Raw genomic sequence first — 16,046 nt, 5'->3', positions numbered from 1 at the left:
AAGCAGGTAGATAGAGGTTTCGGAGGCGCTTTCTCCCCAGCTCTGCCCCAAAAGCGCGATCCTAGTCCAGATGCCACTCATGCTTCAGAAATTCCTGGTACATTGTTTTCTGAATTATCATCTGCTTATGCAGCACAATCAAAAATTCCTGGGCTTGTTCGCGGGACATCTGCTGCACTTGGTCGGCAAAGCTTCTGAGGCTAAATTCTTGCTCTATAGATAATTTAATGGGCTGATTCATCGCTGACTCCTGCCCCACTGGGGCGAAAACTAGAAGATAGAGTCTAGCTAGATATCTTTGTCTGAGGTTAGATACCTAGTTCGCTCGCTATTGTCATACTGAGCTAATCGCCACTACAAAGATTTGCTAACTACTGCTTTCTTCGGTCTCTTTCCGGCTTTGAGATCTCCGTTTTGGTTGAAATGCATTTCCAGTGGTTCGCAGGTATAAACGTCAGGCTCCATCAAGAAGCTATCGGCAGTCATACATTCATTCAGGTTGAGGGTATTCCCTTCTTTATCGGTGTAGCGCATGGATGCCCTCGTGTAAGCGTATGTAAATTATTATAACAAAATATTTCTGTCGATCTGCTTGAATATTTCAACGACTAGTCTTGACCGCACTCAATCGGAGTTATCTATCTTTTGACTAGATCCCAACTAAATAAATCAAGAGCAAAGTTCCACAAAACAAAGCACCAAAGGCTTTTGAGCGCATACATCTAGCGATGCCGGAGGGATCGTTTACACAGCTTGTTAAAGTATGGCGAAGGTCTTTTATCGCTAACATAAGATGTATTAATACGCCCATTCCGACGCGATCGCTCTCGTGTGAGAGTTCAATAGTGCGCTAGTATAGTGGGTGAGACTAAAATTCGGTTATATCGTTTGTTTTTAACATTAACAGGCTTCTCTCCGAAATCTAAATCTCTACACCTTTTGATTTTGGAGACAATCATATGTCTATATATGTCGGCAATTTATCATACGAGGTAACGCAAGAAGACCTCAGCGCTGCTTTTGCAGAGTACGGTTCTGTAAAGCGGGTGCAACTCCCAACCGATCGCGAAACTGGTCGGATGCGCGGCTTTGCTTTTGTGGAAATGGATACAGAGACTGAAGAAACAGCCGCCATTGATGCTCTTGATGGTGCTGAATGGATGGGGCGCAACCTGAAGGTTAATAAGGCAAAGCCTAGAGAAGACAGAGGCTCATTCGGTGGTAATCGCAGAGGTAATTTCTCTAGCCGCTACTAAGCTTTAAGACAGATAATTAACTCTAAGGTTTAAGGGTAGATCGGGAGTCTACCCTTTTTTGCTAACAACTTAATTTCAGGATAAATTGCCCAAATTCTATCCTAATTTACTCAATTGAGAGGAAAATAGATGGCACAAATTATTTTGGGTGAAAATGAAGGAATTGAGTCAGCCTTGCGTCGATTTAAGCGCGAAGTTTCTAAAGCAGGGATTTTTTTAGACATTAAGAAACATCGTCACTTTGAAACGCCAATTGAAAAACATAAGCGTAAGGAACTCGCTAAGCATAAGCAGCGTAAACGACGTTCCCGCTACTAAGCTAGCTGTCTGAAATTTCAGTTTTTACAGGTTGAAATGGCATCATTGTTGTACCACATGCAGAATTTAGCAAACGTTAGGAAAACCCTAACAGAGCTAAAGTCATAAAAATTCAAGTATTGGATATTCAAATTGGCGATCGCATTGTTGCTGACTGCAATAACAAAAGACAAGCCTGTACTGTCAAGCAAATACTATAGCAATCCTATTTGATTCATGAACGTGGAGTAGGCTTCTAGCCTGCGGCAGGCTAGAAGCCTACTTTACACATCATTTAGAACTGCTATAGTCTCCGAGCGAGATAGTATCGCACTGACAGTATGTCCTTCCACCCATTAGTCAATACTATGCTTGTTCTCAGTGAGTCTCGTCCCGACGATCGATAATAATGACTTCAGGAGCATCGTCAATACTACCTTCGGTGCGGTAGGTGGGGTTAACGGTATTGACGTTATCGACAATGCCTTCGGTGCGGTAAGCCGATCTAGTCGAATTCACCCGCGCTACATCAGTCACAACATCGGTGCGGGTAGTGGTCGCATTTGGGTTGTTATATACACCCCATTCTTGAATCCCGCCACCGCCGAGGATTCTGGCTGCATGGGCGATTTCGTCGTCAGTGCCATCCACAATAACTAAATAATGTCCTCTAGAAACGCGATCGCTGTAAACTTTGGCTCTTTCCTCGGGAATCCCCAAGCCAATTAGTGCGCCTAGCAAACCGCCCGCAGCCGCACCAATCGCACCACCAGCCGCAGTCGTAGCCAGGGCTGTAGCAACTTCGCCCGCTAGCATCACTGGACCAACACCAGGAATTGCTAAAGTACCTAGTCCAACCAATAAACCAGTCAGTCCGCCTAAAACGCCGCCTGTCACCGCTCCAGTAGCAGCACCTTCATCGGCTTTGTTCCCGACGCGATCGCGATCTTCTACATCTACACCAGCAATATCAGGTTTGCTGTCTGCATCTTGGGCGATGATGGAAACCCGACCCATCCCAAAACCAGAATGCTTTAATTCATTCAGGGCGCGTTCCGCATCTTTACGCCGCTCAAATGTGCCTACTGCTCGTCTGTGGTAGCCTAAAGTCATTTTTTTGCTCCAATTTCAAAATTCAAGTGGAAACTTTAAAACAATCCGCCGATCCCGTTCACGGCTAACGCTCCGGCGATCGCAGATGCGACAAGAGAAGTCAAAGCCGTACCAAACAACCACCAAGCTGCACCAGATGCGGCTTTTTTGGTTTCTACTGCTGTTGCCTGTGCTTGCTGTTTCAAAGCTTCCAGCCGTTTTTGCGTTTCTTGCTGAATGCGTTCGGCTTGATGCAGCACTCGATCGCGCGTACCTTCAATTTGACCCACAATCCGCTCGGCATCGGCTGGGGAAATATCTTCGCGAGAACTCAACACGGCGATTAGTGTGTCGCGATCGAATTGGCTCAAGCGATTGCGTAGAGCATCAAATCCCGCTTGCGGATCGTCAAACAAGGTGGTGAAGTCTTGCTGAATTCCCTCGTAGTTGAGTTCGGGACGCTCTAGCGAGTTGAGGTAGCTGCGAATGCGATCGAAAACTGAGTCGATAACAGACTGTACGCTACGCTGAATTTTCTCAATTTGCTCGGCAACAGAGTTACGTACAGTCAGGATGCGATCGACAATTTGATTTGCTTCTTCTTCCGAAATATCTTCTCTTTGAGACAGTAAAGCCACAATCGTCGAACGATCGAAGTGCGAGAGGCGATCGCCCAAACTACCCAATCCAGCACGGGGATCGTTGAGCAATAGTTGCAAGTCGCGCTTAATGCTATCGGGATTGAGTTCTTCTTTATTCGTATTCCGCAAGTAACCTTCTAAAGTTGTCTCAAAATCGATCGCTTGCTGTTGGACGCGGCTTGCCAAGCGGCGCGGTGCTTGCACAATGCTGTTAATTGCTTCTTCCACAGAGTCGATCGCGCGGTTGACTTGTTCTTCACTCAAGTCTTGCCGTTGCGACAGTAGTTTCACCAAGGTTTCCCGATCGACGTGAGACAAGCGATCGCGTAATGCTATGGCTCCCTCTTGAGGATCTGACAATACTTTACGTAAATCCTGCTGGATGCCTTCAGGATTGAGTTCCTCTAAGTTGGTGTTACGTAGATATTCGGAAATCGCTGTTGTCGTTTTGTCGTATTGCTCTTTCGCTTTGCCTGCTAGCTGTTGCGGCGCTTGTAAGATATTATCGCGGACTGATTCAAGGCGATCGAGAGTTTGATTTATTTGCTCCTCGCTCAAATCTTGACGTTGCGATAGTAATGCGACTAAGGTTTCGCGATCGAACTGCGATAATCTTGAGCGTAATACAGAAATTCCCACTTGCGGATCTTCTAGCAAGGTGCGGAAATCGCGCTCGATGCCTTCAGGGTTGAGTTCTTCTTTATTAGTATTGCGAAGATACTCTTCTACTTTCTGCCTTACTTCTGCTGCTTTAGCTTGCGCCTGCTCTTGCAATTCTTTAGCTTTGTTGACAACGCGATCGCGAGTGCTTTCGAGTTGACCGACAATATTATTTGCTTCCTCTTCACTAATATCCTGGCGTTGTTTGAGCAGTTGAGTCAAAGTCTCGCGGTCAAATTGCGATAGGCGATCGCTGAGTGTTTCCACACCCGCTTCTGGATCTTCTAGAAGAGTTTGGAAGTCGCGCTCAATTCCTTCGGGATTTAGTTCTTCCTTACCAGTCGAACGCAGATAATTTTCTACACGGCTACGCAGATCTTGCGATTGCGCTTGTGATGCACCAGCAGAAACCGTAGCTAAAATCTCGGTGCGGATCTCTTCTAATTGCTGGGCAACTTCTTGGACTTTGTTCTCAAGTAGATCGCCGCGTTGATTCAGTTTTTGTGTGAAATAATCTTTGTCTAGCTGCTCTAGCTCTTGTTTAACTTTACCTGTATCTGCTTGCGGATCGTAGATAACGTCTCTAAATTCTTGCTTAATCGTTTCGCGGTTGAGATGCCACGGGTAAGATTTCAGCAGATAATCATCCACATCGCTGCGGATGGCGCTATTTGGCAGTGCTGGTAGTTTTTGCGCTTGCTGTTGCACCTGTTGTTTAAATTGCTGTAACTGACCGGAAATTTTTTCTCGGTCTACTTCTGGCAGCTTATCGACGAATTTTTGCAGTTGACCAGAAATGTTTTCCACATCAATTCCAGCCAGATTAGTTCTTTCGAGTACTGCTGTTGTCAAGGCGCTTACTCCCAATTGCACGGCTCGATTTCCCCAACCGTTGCTTTGCTTCCCGTTCGATTGGCTACTTTGTACTAGTTGTTCTAGTTTTTCGCTCAAATCGCTGGAATTGAGTTGTTCGGGCGAAGCTGACTTGATAAATTGACTTAATTGAGCTTGCGGATCTGCTTCACCTTTGCCGATCGCCTGCTGCCAAACGCCTTGCAGCTGGTCTACAATCCGGTTGACATCTTGTTTGGATAAATCCGTGCGATCGCTGACTAAATCTGCAAATGTTTCGCGGTTAATGTTACGTAGCAAATCGCTATCAGCCACAGATTTTAAATCCGAGCTGTTGAGAATCGTTTCAAACTGACCGCGAATCTCGTCTAGATTCAGTTGCGGTAGTTGTAAATTTCCCAAAGACTTTTGCAATGTCTTGCCGATCGCGTCTGGGTCGAGTCCTGTAGTGAATTCTTGCCGAACTGCGGCGGCGATCGCTTCAGCCGTGTCCACAGCTTGGTTTTTCGCTGCATTAGCACCCAAAGCGGTAGCTGCTGTCCCTAGTAGTCCTTGAAAGCCAGAGGTAGCAGTGCTGACTAAAGAACCGATCAGCGAACCAACTGTAGTCGATCCTAACCACAACAGGATAGAAAAATAGGTAGACCAGATCGTTACCCCAATAATCGCCCCTAATACCGCACTGCTGACTAAGCTGAGTTTCACTGCTAAAAAACTAGCCACGAACAGAGCTACGCCACCAGTTGACAAAGCCAAAAGACCCACTGCGGCTGAGATTTTGCGGACTGTGCTGCTTAAATTATCCGTATCCTCAGCATCTCCTCCACCCAAGGCGGAAATACCTACAGCCACGGAAAAGTTAGTTAACAGGAGTTGAAAGGCAAACGCCATCACTACACCTGCAACCAATGCCACCAAGAATTGCGGACCCGAAAAGACTGCGGCAGCTTCTTCTGGAGTCAGAATTTCTTCTGTGATAATTTGTGCTAAGTAAAGATTTGCAAAGTCAAATTGTTTTGCTATTTCTGCGATTTCCCACATATGATTTACTCCATTCATGCTCGATCGCAAGTCAAATTTCTTATTTGAGATGCCCTTTAATTGTCAGCTTAGCTATTAACTAAGATCGTTACTACTTTCCCAAGTGAGGAATGTTCTACTCCTCAAGGATTGTATTTAAGCTGTTAGAAATGATGCAGGCTTAAGTTATATTCAAAAGTAAAATTTTGTTTCACACAAAGAAGATCGCTAAAAGCATTTGCTAATGCGATCGTCAAGCAGGTAATCGATCCAAAATCAAAGTGATTCATCCTCAACCAACCGTTAAAGTTGAGAGAAATAGCCCCGCCTCCTTCTAGACCAAAACCGAGAGAACCAGTTTTACCTGTTACAGTAAAACCATTTCTCGGCTTTGTTTCGGTTAATGCTTGTAGTAGTCTCTCTCTCCGATGCAATTTGTACTTACTTGCGACCACCTAACCATTTAGCCGCGATCGCACCAAATGCAGCACCGACGAGTGGATTGCTGAGGAATTTCACGAAGGCAGGTTGTTCCGCTAATACCTCTTGAAAAATATCGGGATGGTTGTGATAAGCAAATGCAGCTAATTTACTTACATCGTCGGCATTCATCCGGCTGGCGTGATGGGTAGATAGCCCTAGTTGCTTTTCTAAATCGCGATCGTGCAGTCCTCTTTTACCTAAATGCTTAAAGAAAGCCCGCGCCACATCATCTCTTTCATTTGGTTTAATCTGGGCGATCGCTTTTTGCAATTCCGGTTCCATCTGATTTGTCGGAATCCGATCTGGGTGGAAAGAGCGACCGAATAAGCGGCGACGTTCTTCGTGAGATGAGCGTTGAGCAAAATCGTCAAAATTTTCGTAATCTTGCGCTAAATTTGTGGGAGCGTCAAGGTTTTCTACATTACCTTGAGCGAGATCGTTCATGACTTCTTTTCTATATTTGTCGCTACTACTCATTTTTTTCTCCTTGTTACAACCGCCATTTGCATTCATAGTCAATGACAAATGATTAACGACCTACTTGTATTCAATCTGATTAGTTTGAGTGTCGTACTTAGCTGTCAAAATTAGCTTTTTATCCGGTGCGTACATCAACACAGTCAAATCTTGATTGGGGAAATTGCGGCGAAAACCTTGAGCTAGAGATTTTGCTAATGGCTTAACTTCGTTTGGGCGAACTTCAGGTGAGATGACAACACCTAATTTATTGTTGTCGCGCACGTAGGCATCTTTAACCATTCCCCTAGCCGTTTGCACGACCCAACTACCAAAATCTTGTCCGGCTTGAGTGTTTCCTCTCGCTATTTGCGAGTAATCTGCACTCCGGCTAGCTGTTGGTAGCGTTGTTGTTGGCTGTTTGGCTTGAACTGCACTGCTACAGGCTGTAGTTGTAGTCACAAATAATACTAAGAGCAGCACAGTCGCAATTTTCCGAAACTTTTTAATCAAACTCATTTCTACCTCCTACAATTTACAAATGAATAGAACAGTTATCAGTTGTCAGTTGTCAGTAAAAAGCAGTCAGGAGTCAGAAGTTAGAATTAACCGATCGCTAGTCACTAGTCACTGGTCACTGATAACTAGTCACTGGTCACTGATAACTGAACGACCATCAGTATCGATATCTAATTCTTCCCGACGGATCGTTTCTTGTGCTTCCACAGTTTCCTGTTCTACAACCTTCTTAACTCTGATTTCTTCTCTAACAAAGGCTTCTTTATGAATATCTGGAACTTCTTCATACACTTCTACACGGGCAACTTCACCCTCATGGAAGTCAACTTCGCCAGGTGCAACAGCCCTACCTGCATCGGTTGGGGTAATTCTTTCAATCACGACGCGCTCTTTTTCTATTGGAACTGAAACTCGTTCTGTCTCAGTTTCAACGTGCTTGCCAATCGCAACTTCTCCAGTTTTGCGGCGCTGTTTGCTGGCAATCAACCGCTCTTCGTAAAGTTTAATGGTGCGATCGCTATGAGTGCTTGTATCGTATAAATCTTTGTCATGTTCGTAAGTGTAAGTGTCGCGGTTATAGCTAGTTGGCGTAGCAGTACCCATCATTGCAGCAGTAGACGCTGAGTTTAGAGGTGCTGATGCATCTAAAGAAGCTTCTGTACGATAAACTCCTCTTACCCGTTCTTCGTAATCGTAGTCTGCTGTCATGCCTTCTGTATATTCGGGTAAGCGATCCGCCTGCTCTCTAGTCAAACCGCTGGCATAGAGGCGATGAGCGTTGCGATCGATCCGAGCGCGACCAACTGGCAGTAGTACTTTTTTACCAAAAATCCAGAATCCTACGTCAATAACAAAATACCGAAAATTACCTTGTTCGTCTACTAAAATATCTTTTACTGTACCAAATTTTTCCCCATCTCCTTCACCGTAAACATCCATACCTTTGATGTCATTTTCTTCAAAGGTACTTTGATAGTCTGTATCGAAATCATTAATGCTTAGTAATGGCATAACTTTCTTCTCCACTTAGAAATAATTCACGATTAATAACCCATCCAATATTAAGCCATCAAAGCTATATTCTTTTCACCTATCCACAGAATCAAAGTTTGAATTTTTCACTACTCATGCAGACAGATATTTGACTTCGTTATGGCGAGCAATCTCTGTGTTAATTGAGTAACATTCCCTAAAACTTACAGGCTGCAAGGTTTTTTATTACTTCATTTACAATGATTTTACTTTGAGGCTATCTCTAAAACCGTAGATTTAGAAAAATATATTATTCGATCAATTCAATAGCCCTTACATTTTCAGTTTGAGCTAAAAATGTAAGATTTTAATGTAAGTATTTTAAATCTAAGCACTATAATGAAAAAGTGTGACTTGTTTCTAGCAAAAGTGTGACTTGTTTCTAGCAGTAGATGTAATATTGTAAAACTATTGTTCGGTAAGATTTTGATGCTGTTTAAAGCAAATTTATTCAACCCGTTTGGGAAAAAATGAGACGATACTAGTACTTTAGAACTATACTAAATCCAATCGGCTCAAATCTGCTGATGAAGACGGCACTTATGCGATCGCCTACTTTTATCAGTACTACTTTTAGACTATACCTTTTGATAGATCGGATTGACTCGTACACTTTCACTTAATCAGCATTCCTGTAATTAATACTTCAACAAACCCCGCAAGTTCTACCAAATTAGGTAGGAAAATATCGTTGAATCCGAGATATGTTTAGATGGAGATGCAATAATTTGCGTTTCCAGCAAGAGCAAAAAATCCGATGAATGCGATCGGTATACCAAGCAAGAAATGAATTTACCAGAATTACTGCGTAATCGGCTTGGAAGCCTGCTTCAACTGGCAATACAAATAGTTATTCTTCGGCGAAATGACACAGGCAAGACCGAAGTAGACCGCGAAGAAACGATCGCTACAGAATCAACTACCACGTCACCTCAGACAAGTAAATTGGGGACTGTCAAAGAGATTCTTCTGAAGTCTAGGCAGCTGAAATCTCCAACCAAACCATTCAAGAAAGCTTCTCTGTTTCCAGATGGCAAGACGAGTTTTGCAGCTTTGTCACTCTTGTTGCATGGAGTGGCAGAAGTGTTATCTCAAAAGCGCGATCTACCCTGGAAGACCGAAACCCAAAACAATTTGAGCTATGAAAAAGCAGCTGATGGCAAAAAAGGCACGATCTCTTACTACGTCACTGACAATTTAGAAAACTTGTCTCCTGACACCATATCTGAGACAGCAGCTTTAGCTGTCATAGATCGATTCGATCCTAGAGCAGGCGCTATTCATCTAATTTATTGCGCCGCTGCTGCAAATCTGCATAATCCGTGGCAAAGTGAGTTTCTATTAGATGATAAACAACTGCTGGAATACACCGGATTAATCAAACGTAGAGATTTATGCAGACATGAGCAACTGACAATTCTGTATGACCTGGTACGACAGCCTGCACAGATATTAGCTCACGTAGTTTGGGAAAAACAAGGCAAGGTAGGAGCCTTTACCGTAGCCGATTTAAAAATCTGGAATGTCAATGTTGCAAGAGATTTTGAGACAGATAAGGCAGGCAATCCGAAGCTGACAGGTTTAAAAGTCATCGTTCAACCTGGATTGTGGGCGAAGTACTTTTTAAATAAGTCTGAGTACTATTACTATACGGGAGTTATTACCAAAAAAACAGTACAAACGCTGTTTAGCATTGGTAAGCAAAATGCTGGTGCAGCTCGAATGCTAATTTGGCTGATTTTTCAAGTCAAGCCGGGATGCCGCGAAGTCTTTTCCGGCAAATCTCTGATGCAAATTGCGTATGGTATGGCTAAAATTGCGGTAGCAGAGCAAGATCGGCAACTACGACGGCAACTAGCTGACGATTTGGCGACTGACTTGAAAGTAATTGAAGCGACTGGATGGCGAGTCGAGGTAGAAACTGGTCCAGCGTGGTTGATAAATAACGATGGTGCGAAAAGACCAATCGGCTTCTGGAGTCAACTTTTAGATGCTACATGGCGATTCGATTTACCAGAAGCAGCGCTGGCAGAGATTGCCAAGTCGCCAAACCAGCTTAGAGGCGTGGAACGTCCCAAACAACAGCCGCCATCTGGTGCTGCGATTAGAGAAGCTAGAAAAGCTAAAGGCTGGTCGAGGGCTTTCTTTGCCGCAACAATGGGGAAAAGTATATCTTGGGTTGATGCGATCGAAACCGAGCATCGCCAAGTATCTCAGAAGGATCTGCCTAAATTACTCGAAAAATTGGAGATGAAATCGTAGAAGCGATCGCCCAGCTATCCCGCAGCAGAGGCGTTCTGCGCCTAAAAGGCTGACTGATTTATTTACATTTGGTGATGCTATCGCTCCATAATTTTGCTAGCTTTCGTGCTTCATCTTGCCATTGGTGATTGAGCCGGAACATTCGTCGGGGACGACCGCGACCCTCTAGTTTTTGCCAGTACCCCGCGAGCGCTCCTTCATCTTCGAGAAATTTCAGCGCTGCATATAACACGGTATCGGAGAGGCGATAGCGAGACTCTTCACGTTCGAGCTTTTGAATCAATCCAGAGCCATAAGATTCACCTTCAAGCAAGACCGACAGGATATAACAAACTGCTTGCTCTTGGCAAAGATAAATCTCTGGAGGATTGGCAAAATATTGATAAATATCTTCAAGCTGCATTAAAGGTTAAGGAATTGTAATAAAACAAGATTGACAATTGGGTGCGAGCATCCATTTTGATTTGAAGCCGCAAAGTGTCAAGCACTAACAACGGTGCTAGTCACAAAAATCCCACTGAATTTAGCAAGCGCATGGGGACGAGTATCTCTAGGAGATCGAGCAGTGCTAGCACCAGTAAACCATAGTTCACAAAGCGGAATAGTAAGATAGAGCCTATTCCTTGTCTTGTGTTTGATGTTTGCGTTTTGCATATTTGTAAAGACAATTTCGCTCCTTGTCCTGAACTTTTCTGTAACTTTTATGTATTGACAAAAACTGACTTATAACTGAACATGATGATAAAGCAAAAATATAATTATTAAATTCATGACAGTAAAAACCATTATTCAATAGAGTTTTAAGTGACTAATTTAACTATCAATACTAAAATTATTAATACAAGTAAAGTAGCGCTATGGGCGTTATAGATCGCGGCGTTATAGATTGTGAGAGAAGACACTAAGAGTGCACTTAAGCAACACAAGTCAGAGTCTGAAATATTTTTAGTTCATCGTTGATTTTTACAACTTAATAATATTTATCGTGTAAAAAAGCACATGCTGTTAGTTAAGTCTGAAGTTTCATTAAACAGGATGAAAGCTTGGATAATGTATTGTAATTTACAAAGTAGCAATTCGAGTTTTTCATGAAATTCAATTTCTATTAAGCTACGTCTTTCATCCCTGCATAGGTGCAATTGTTGAGATATAGCTTGCACTAACTAAATTATTATAAAAGTTAATTCGGTTTTTTTCACTATTTAATATGAGATGTTTCAACATTTCAAGCAAGAAGAGAACACGGTACTTAAAAAATAGTTTCATGTATTTTCGCCAATAGTTCAATTCTCAAAAATATTACTTCAATGCTAGCACCCATCAACCAAGCCAAGGTTTTGCTCTGTGGCAATATTTCTCGCGTAGATCGTCGTTCTCAAGCTCTCATCGAGTTTTTATCTAGTTCCAAAAATTATTTTGTTTCTCAATTATGTCCTAGCTTTTATTATGTAAACTTAAGTACGCAAAGCTCTTTACTTGAAAAAACATTAACTAAGTTTTACTGGATTGAACTTTTAATAAAAGCTGCATTTACGGATGTAATTTACTTATTGCCAATGAATACTATTTTCATCAAAAGTACTATTTTTGTAGCAAAGCTTTTTAGGAAAAAAGTCATAGTTGAAATGTATATCTCGCTTTACGATACTGAAGTGAGGGATAGAAAAAGAGTTGGCGATGGAAGCAAACTCGCTAAATCATATATTGAAAAAGATATACTAGCGTTAAAGAAATCAGACTATCTCATCCATAGCTCCAATCAAGAGTTAACTTACTGGGAACAGATTCTGAATACTGATATTGACAGAAAAAAAGTTTATATAGCTCCTCTGTGTAATGTTTCTTGTTTGCTTCCCAACAGAAGCTGGATGCAAGATGGCAAATTAAATATTTGTTGGTGGGGAACATTTATTCCTTTACATGGATTGGATAACATATTACAAGCAATAAAAATTTTGCGAGAAAGAAACTTGCGATTTACTTGTAACTTTTTTGGTGTAGACAATAAAGCTTTTTACAATTATGTAGAAAAAATTCGGTCATATCAGCTTGAATCTATAGTTTTTCTAAGAAAAGATTTAAACTTTATTAATGGTTCCTTACCTAAATATCTAGTTAATTATTGCGATCTAGCATTAGGTATTTTTGGTAATACAGATAAGGCGTATCATGCTATTCCTAATAAGTTGATTGAAGCCCTCTCATTAGGATTACCTACATTAACCATGAATTCTCCGGCTTTGAGAGAGTTTTTTAATCCAGAAACAGAGTTATGGACTTGCGAAAACACACCTGAGTCGATTGCTGAATCAATTGTGTCGATCGCTAGCGGTTCGGCTTATTCTGTAGACTGGAAGCAAACTCGTGAAAAAGTATTGGAGACATTCAGTCTTGCTCGATACACAGAGGTCGTATCTGAAGTTTTAGCAAAAGCAACTAACAATCTTCCAAAAACAGCAGTGACTCGATTTAACTAGTGTTTTCGCGATCGCAAATATTATATATACTAGTGTTATCAAAGCGAAAGGTTAAGCATGAAAATACGAGCAATAGTATATAGGTTTTGCATGTACTAATCATTGGTATCATCAAAAAACAACTTATCAAAAAAAGTGAAATGGAAACGCTAAAATCTCTAATTTATGTATCTAAAGGAAACCTACCATCAAAAATGGCTCACTCAATTCAAACTGCTAAAATGGCGCAGGCTTTTTCTCAAAAAGTTGGAAATTTTGAATTGGTTACTAGCGGAGATATTTTTTCAGTTTTAAAAGGCATAGATTCAGAATTTCAAGCTTGGTATGGTTTGTATGATAAATTTAAACTAGTTCGCCTACCACTGCATATTAAGATCGAATATCCTTTTCCCCAAAATTATGAAAATTTTATCTTTTATAAACTAGCTATTTTATACGCTTGTTTTAAAGCTCCTTGCTTAATTTATACTCGTTCGTTTCCTGTGGTTGAAATTTTGCTAAGAATGTGTATACCTGTGCTTTGGGAATGGCACGAACCAGTTTCAGAAAAACTTAGTTCTACATGTAAAAAGTTATTCGATAACAAGAACTTGCTTGGTGTTGTTACCACATTACCTCAACTTGCAGAGAACTATTTAAATCATGGTTTGCTTCCTGAAAAAACATTGGTAGCTCCTAATGCCGTAGACATTAAAAATTTTCTTCCTTATCAAACTAAATCTTTAGCCCGCCAAAAGTTATCTTTACAACAAGACAGTCAAATTATCTTATATTCAGGGCATTTGTACGATTATAAAGGCATACCAACAATTTTGAAAACTGCTAGTCTGATGCCAGAATGTGAATTTGTTTTAGTAGGAGGATGGATTGATGATATCAACCGGGTAAAAGCAACTTGTCAACAGATGAATTTACAAAACATACAATTTTTTGGTCACGTACCACAATCTGAGCTAGCATTATATCTATATGCCGCAGACATTCTAATTCTTCCTACCAGTAAGTATTGGGAACTGGCTGAAGCTACTTGTCCGTTGAAGCTATTTGATTATATGGTTGCTAAGAGACCAATTGTCGCTTCAGCTTTACCGACTATAGCAACAGTATTGCGACATAGAGAAAATGCACTGTTGGCAGAACCTGATGAACCACTCTCATTCAAATTAGCAATAGATACTCTATTAAATAATCCTTTATTAGCTAAGACTATTGCCGATTGTGCTTTTCAAGAAGTACATAATTTTACTTGGGATGGACGAGCGGAGCGAGTTTTGCAGTTTGCAACTGAAAGGCTACAGAAAGCTGAGAAAAGCGATCTTAGTTACATGAGAAATGTACTTAAATACATCACATTGAAGACTATTTCACCTCATAAGTTAGTAAAGCTATAACTTTTGCCACTTACAGTATTAAGCTTTGCTGCGATCGCATAGCTAATAGAAATTTGAAAGACTTATCCAAATATACTGCTACAAACGAAACTGAAACAAACGTCTTCTATTTACTAAGATTGTTAGAGCGCACTCTGAGTGTCTTCTCTTAACAACTTGTAGATTGTGTAGTACTAAATCACCTCTATGTAAGAGAACTTTGACACTTAGATTGGTGTCATATCAATATGTTCTCTTGATAGATAAAGTTTGTCTATACAGAAAAGTTCAGGAGTATTATCATTTCCACATCCAATCGAAGTATCCAAGTAAATTATGGTAAAAGAATTTCAAGCTTGGCAGTACAAGCAATATGGTTTACATGCGTTACTTGAAGGTAATGTTAAAATAGCACTTTTATATTTTAACAAAGCTCTTAAGCTCGATCCGAGTTTAGTGGAAGTTATATACAGTCGAGGCAACCTTTATAGTATTTTAAAAATGTCAGATAAAGCAATCTCTGACTACGATCTAGCAATAAAAATCGATCCGCTACACTATAAAGCTTATATTTGCCGAGGAATAACTTACCTAGAGCAAAAGCAGAATGCTGAAGCTGCTATTGCTGATTTTACTAAAGCAATCGAGGTTGACTCAAATAAAATTCAAGCGCATGTTAATCGAGCAAATGCTTATAGCTACTTAAATGATTATAGTGCGGCATTAAAAGACCTTTCTACGGCTATTGACACTGCACCCGATCGCAGTGATAGCTATTTGAATCGAGGCTATATATGGGTGAGAACTGGAGATTATCATGCTGCGGTGGCTGATTTCTCTCAAGCGATCGCGCTTAACCCTGATTTTGCGATTGCTTATTTGAATCGAGGTAATGCTTACAAAAAATTAGCTCAAACACAAGCAGCATTAGATGATTATGCAGCCGTAATTCATCGAGATAAAACTAATCCGAAAAATGTTGTTGCTGCCTATACATATCGCGGAGAGATTTTAGAATCTCTTGGAGAATTAGCCGCAGCTTTTTCTGAATACGATCGCGCCATCGAGTTGTGTCCTGACGAGCATTTTTTGCAACATAAGCGCGGGGCGTTGCTATGTCAGTTCGGACAACTATCATCTGCTTTAGAACATTATAATATAGCGATATCACTAGATCGCAAGTGCATGTACTGTTATGCAGATAGAGCTTGGGTGAGAAAAAATCTAGGTGATATTTCAGGAGCGATCGCTGATTGGAGCCAGGTAATTGAACAAAATCCAGAAAATGTTTTGGCTTATATAGAAAGAGGAGAACTTTACTTTCAAAGTAATCAGTTGAGAGCAGCAAAAGCTGATTATACAAAAGCAATTATTCTCGAACCTGACGAACCACACTTTTATGTTGTAAGAGCTGAAGTGAATTTATCATTAAATTATTTAGTAGCAGCGTTGAAAGATTGCGATCGCGCTATAGAAATTGCTCCCGATTTTACCCGAGCTAACTTTATTAAAACTTTAGTTAAGCTACGTTCTAACAAAATGGGAACTGCTGTCAGCAATGCCAATTGCTCTGCTACCTTATTAAAACCAGAAAGAAATTTAGAAAAATAAAGCGGAGCCAAAAAAGCT

General features: G+C 41.1%; 15 protein-coding genes. 6 read left to right on the top strand and 9 right to left on the bottom strand.

Annotated features, from left to right (window positions below; all coding sequences use genetic code 11):
• Positions 1-61: 61 nt before the first annotated feature.
• Both H6G17_RS13010 and H6G17_RS13005 read right to left on the bottom strand, forming a co-directional pair.
• The gene (locus H6G17_RS13010) at positions 62-241 is read right to left on the bottom strand and encodes an NblA/ycf18 family protein (RefSeq protein WP_015154532.1); all 180 of its coding nucleotides are present in this window, start codon (positions 239-241) and stop codon (positions 62-64) included.
• A 113-nt stretch (positions 242-354) separates the two neighbouring features.
• Complete coding sequence (locus H6G17_RS13005; RefSeq protein WP_015154531.1) at positions 355-534, bottom strand: hypothetical protein; 180 nt, start codon at positions 532-534, stop codon at positions 355-357.
• Positions 535-959: 425 nt separating this feature from the next.
• Here H6G17_RS13005 and H6G17_RS13000 point away from each other — a divergent pair, with 425 nt between their 5' ends.
• Together H6G17_RS13000 and rpsU are read left to right on the top strand one after the other, a co-directional pair.
• Positions 960-1,256, top strand: coding sequence for an RNA-binding protein (locus H6G17_RS13000; RefSeq protein WP_192157723.1), 297 nt, complete (start codon positions 960-962; stop codon positions 1,254-1,256).
• Positions 1,257-1,385: 129 nt separating this feature from the next.
• The gene (gene rpsU / locus H6G17_RS12995; RefSeq protein WP_015154529.1) at positions 1,386-1,574 is read left to right on the top strand and encodes a 30S ribosomal protein S21; all 189 of its coding nucleotides are present in this window, start codon (positions 1,386-1,388) and stop codon (positions 1,572-1,574) included.
• 357 nt (positions 1,575-1,931) lie between these two features.
• Here the strand turns inward: rpsU and H6G17_RS12990 are convergent, their stop codons facing one another.
• The 6 genes from H6G17_RS12990 to H6G17_RS12965 all read right to left on the bottom strand — a co-directional run bounded on the left by H6G17_RS12990 (position 1,932) and on the right by H6G17_RS12965 (position 8,287).
• Complete coding sequence (locus H6G17_RS12990) at positions 1,932-2,666, bottom strand: DUF1269 domain-containing protein (protein ID WP_192157721.1); 735 nt, start codon at positions 2,664-2,666, stop codon at positions 1,932-1,934.
• Between the two features lie 35 nt (positions 2,667-2,701).
• On the bottom strand, positions 2,702-5,839 hold the full coding sequence (locus H6G17_RS12985; protein ID WP_192157719.1) for an MFS transporter: 3,138 nt from the start codon (positions 5,837-5,839) through the stop codon (positions 2,702-2,704).
• A 143-nt stretch (positions 5,840-5,982) separates the two neighbouring features.
• A complete protein-coding gene (locus tag H6G17_RS12980; protein WP_192157717.1) occupies positions 5,983-6,252 on the bottom strand; it encodes a hypothetical protein in 270 nt (89 codons plus the stop codon).
• 7 nt (positions 6,253-6,259) lie between these two features.
• Positions 6,260-6,778 carry a hypothetical protein gene (locus H6G17_RS12975; protein WP_192157715.1) on the bottom strand — a complete coding sequence of 173 codons (519 nt, stop codon included), beginning with the start codon at positions 6,776-6,778 and terminating at the stop codon, positions 6,260-6,262.
• A gap of 60 nt (positions 6,779-6,838) precedes the next feature.
• Positions 6,839-7,276 (bottom strand): hypothetical protein, encoded by a 438-nt coding sequence (locus tag H6G17_RS12970; protein ID WP_192157713.1) that lies wholly within the window; start codon positions 7,274-7,276, stop codon positions 6,839-6,841.
• A gap of 129 nt (positions 7,277-7,405) precedes the next feature.
• Positions 7,406-8,287: a DUF2382 domain-containing protein gene (locus H6G17_RS12965; RefSeq protein ID WP_192157712.1), complete on the bottom strand. Its 882-nt coding sequence runs from the start codon at positions 8,285-8,287 to the stop codon at positions 7,406-7,408.
• A gap of 807 nt (positions 8,288-9,094) precedes the next feature.
• On the opposite strand from H6G17_RS12965, the gene H6G17_RS12960 reads away from it, so the two are divergent.
• Positions 9,095-10,570 (top strand): helix-turn-helix transcriptional regulator, encoded by a 1,476-nt coding sequence (locus H6G17_RS12960; RefSeq protein WP_192157710.1) that lies wholly within the window; start codon positions 9,095-9,097, stop codon positions 10,568-10,570.
• A 58-nt stretch (positions 10,571-10,628) separates the two neighbouring features.
• On the opposite strand, the gene H6G17_RS12955 is transcribed toward H6G17_RS12960, so the two are convergent.
• The gene (locus tag H6G17_RS12955) at positions 10,629-10,973 is read right to left on the bottom strand and encodes a PadR family transcriptional regulator (protein ID WP_192157708.1); all 345 of its coding nucleotides are present in this window, start codon (positions 10,971-10,973) and stop codon (positions 10,629-10,631) included.
• Between the two features lie 904 nt (positions 10,974-11,877).
• Between H6G17_RS12955 and H6G17_RS12950 the strand changes: the two genes are divergently transcribed.
• The 3 genes from H6G17_RS12950 to H6G17_RS12940 all read left to right on the top strand — a co-directional run bounded on the left by H6G17_RS12950 (position 11,878) and on the right by H6G17_RS12940 (position 16,028).
• Positions 11,878-13,047, top strand: a complete 1,170-nt coding sequence (locus H6G17_RS12950) for a glycosyltransferase (RefSeq protein ID WP_192157706.1) — start codon at positions 11,878-11,880, stop codon at positions 13,045-13,047.
• 86 nt (positions 13,048-13,133) lie between these two features.
• Complete coding sequence (locus H6G17_RS12945) at positions 13,134-14,438, top strand: glycosyltransferase (RefSeq protein ID WP_199316693.1); 1,305 nt, start codon at positions 13,134-13,136, stop codon at positions 14,436-14,438.
• Between the two features lie 315 nt (positions 14,439-14,753).
• On the top strand, positions 14,754-16,028 hold the full coding sequence (locus tag H6G17_RS12940) for a tetratricopeptide repeat protein (protein WP_192157704.1): 1,275 nt from the start codon (positions 14,754-14,756) through the stop codon (positions 16,026-16,028).
• Positions 16,029-16,046: the final 18 nt, after the last annotated feature.

The organism is Chroococcidiopsis sp. [FACHB-1243], assembly GCF_014696895.1.
GTDB lineage: Bacteria > Cyanobacteriota > Cyanobacteriia > Cyanobacteriales > Chroococcidiopsidaceae > Chroococcidiopsis.
The sequence above is the reverse complement of the archived record's forward strand: the minus strand, read 5'-3'. Positions and strand labels throughout refer to the sequence as shown.

What these genes read in the sequence shown, in the direction of transcription:
- H6G17_RS13010 (WP_015154532.1), bottom strand. Translation starts at nt 241, where the DNA reads ATGAATCAGCCCATTAAATTATCTATAGAGCAAGAATTTAGCCTCAGA.
- H6G17_RS13005 (WP_015154531.1), bottom strand. Translation starts at nt 534, where the DNA reads ATGCGCTACACCGATAAAGAAGGGAATACCCTCAACCTGAATGAATGT.
- H6G17_RS13000 (WP_192157723.1), top strand. Translation starts at nt 960, where the DNA reads ATGTCTATATATGTCGGCAATTTATCATACGAGGTAACGCAAGAAGAC.
- rpsU (WP_015154529.1), top strand. Translation starts at nt 1,386, where the DNA reads ATGGCACAAATTATTTTGGGTGAAAATGAAGGAATTGAGTCAGCCTTG.
- H6G17_RS12990 (WP_192157721.1), bottom strand. Translation starts at nt 2,666, where the DNA reads ATGACTTTAGGCTACCACAGACGAGCAGTAGGCACATTTGAGCGGCGT.
- H6G17_RS12985 (WP_192157719.1), bottom strand. Translation starts at nt 5,839, where the DNA reads ATGTGGGAAATCGCAGAAATAGCAAAACAATTTGACTTTGCAAATCTT.
- H6G17_RS12975 (WP_192157715.1), bottom strand. Translation starts at nt 6,778, where the DNA reads ATGAGTAGTAGCGACAAATATAGAAAAGAAGTCATGAACGATCTCGCT.
- H6G17_RS12970 (WP_192157713.1), bottom strand. Translation starts at nt 7,276, where the DNA reads ATGAGTTTGATTAAAAAGTTTCGGAAAATTGCGACTGTGCTGCTCTTA.
- H6G17_RS12965 (WP_192157712.1), bottom strand. Translation starts at nt 8,287, where the DNA reads ATGCCATTACTAAGCATTAATGATTTCGATACAGACTATCAAAGTACC.
- H6G17_RS12960 (WP_192157710.1), top strand. Translation starts at nt 9,095, where the DNA reads ATGAATTTACCAGAATTACTGCGTAATCGGCTTGGAAGCCTGCTTCAA.
- H6G17_RS12955 (WP_192157708.1), bottom strand. Translation starts at nt 10,973, where the DNA reads ATGCAGCTTGAAGATATTTATCAATATTTTGCCAATCCTCCAGAGATT.
- H6G17_RS12950 (WP_192157706.1), top strand. Translation starts at nt 11,878, where the DNA reads ATGCTAGCACCCATCAACCAAGCCAAGGTTTTGCTCTGTGGCAATATT.
- H6G17_RS12940 (WP_192157704.1), top strand. Translation starts at nt 14,754, where the DNA reads ATGGTAAAAGAATTTCAAGCTTGGCAGTACAAGCAATATGGTTTACAT.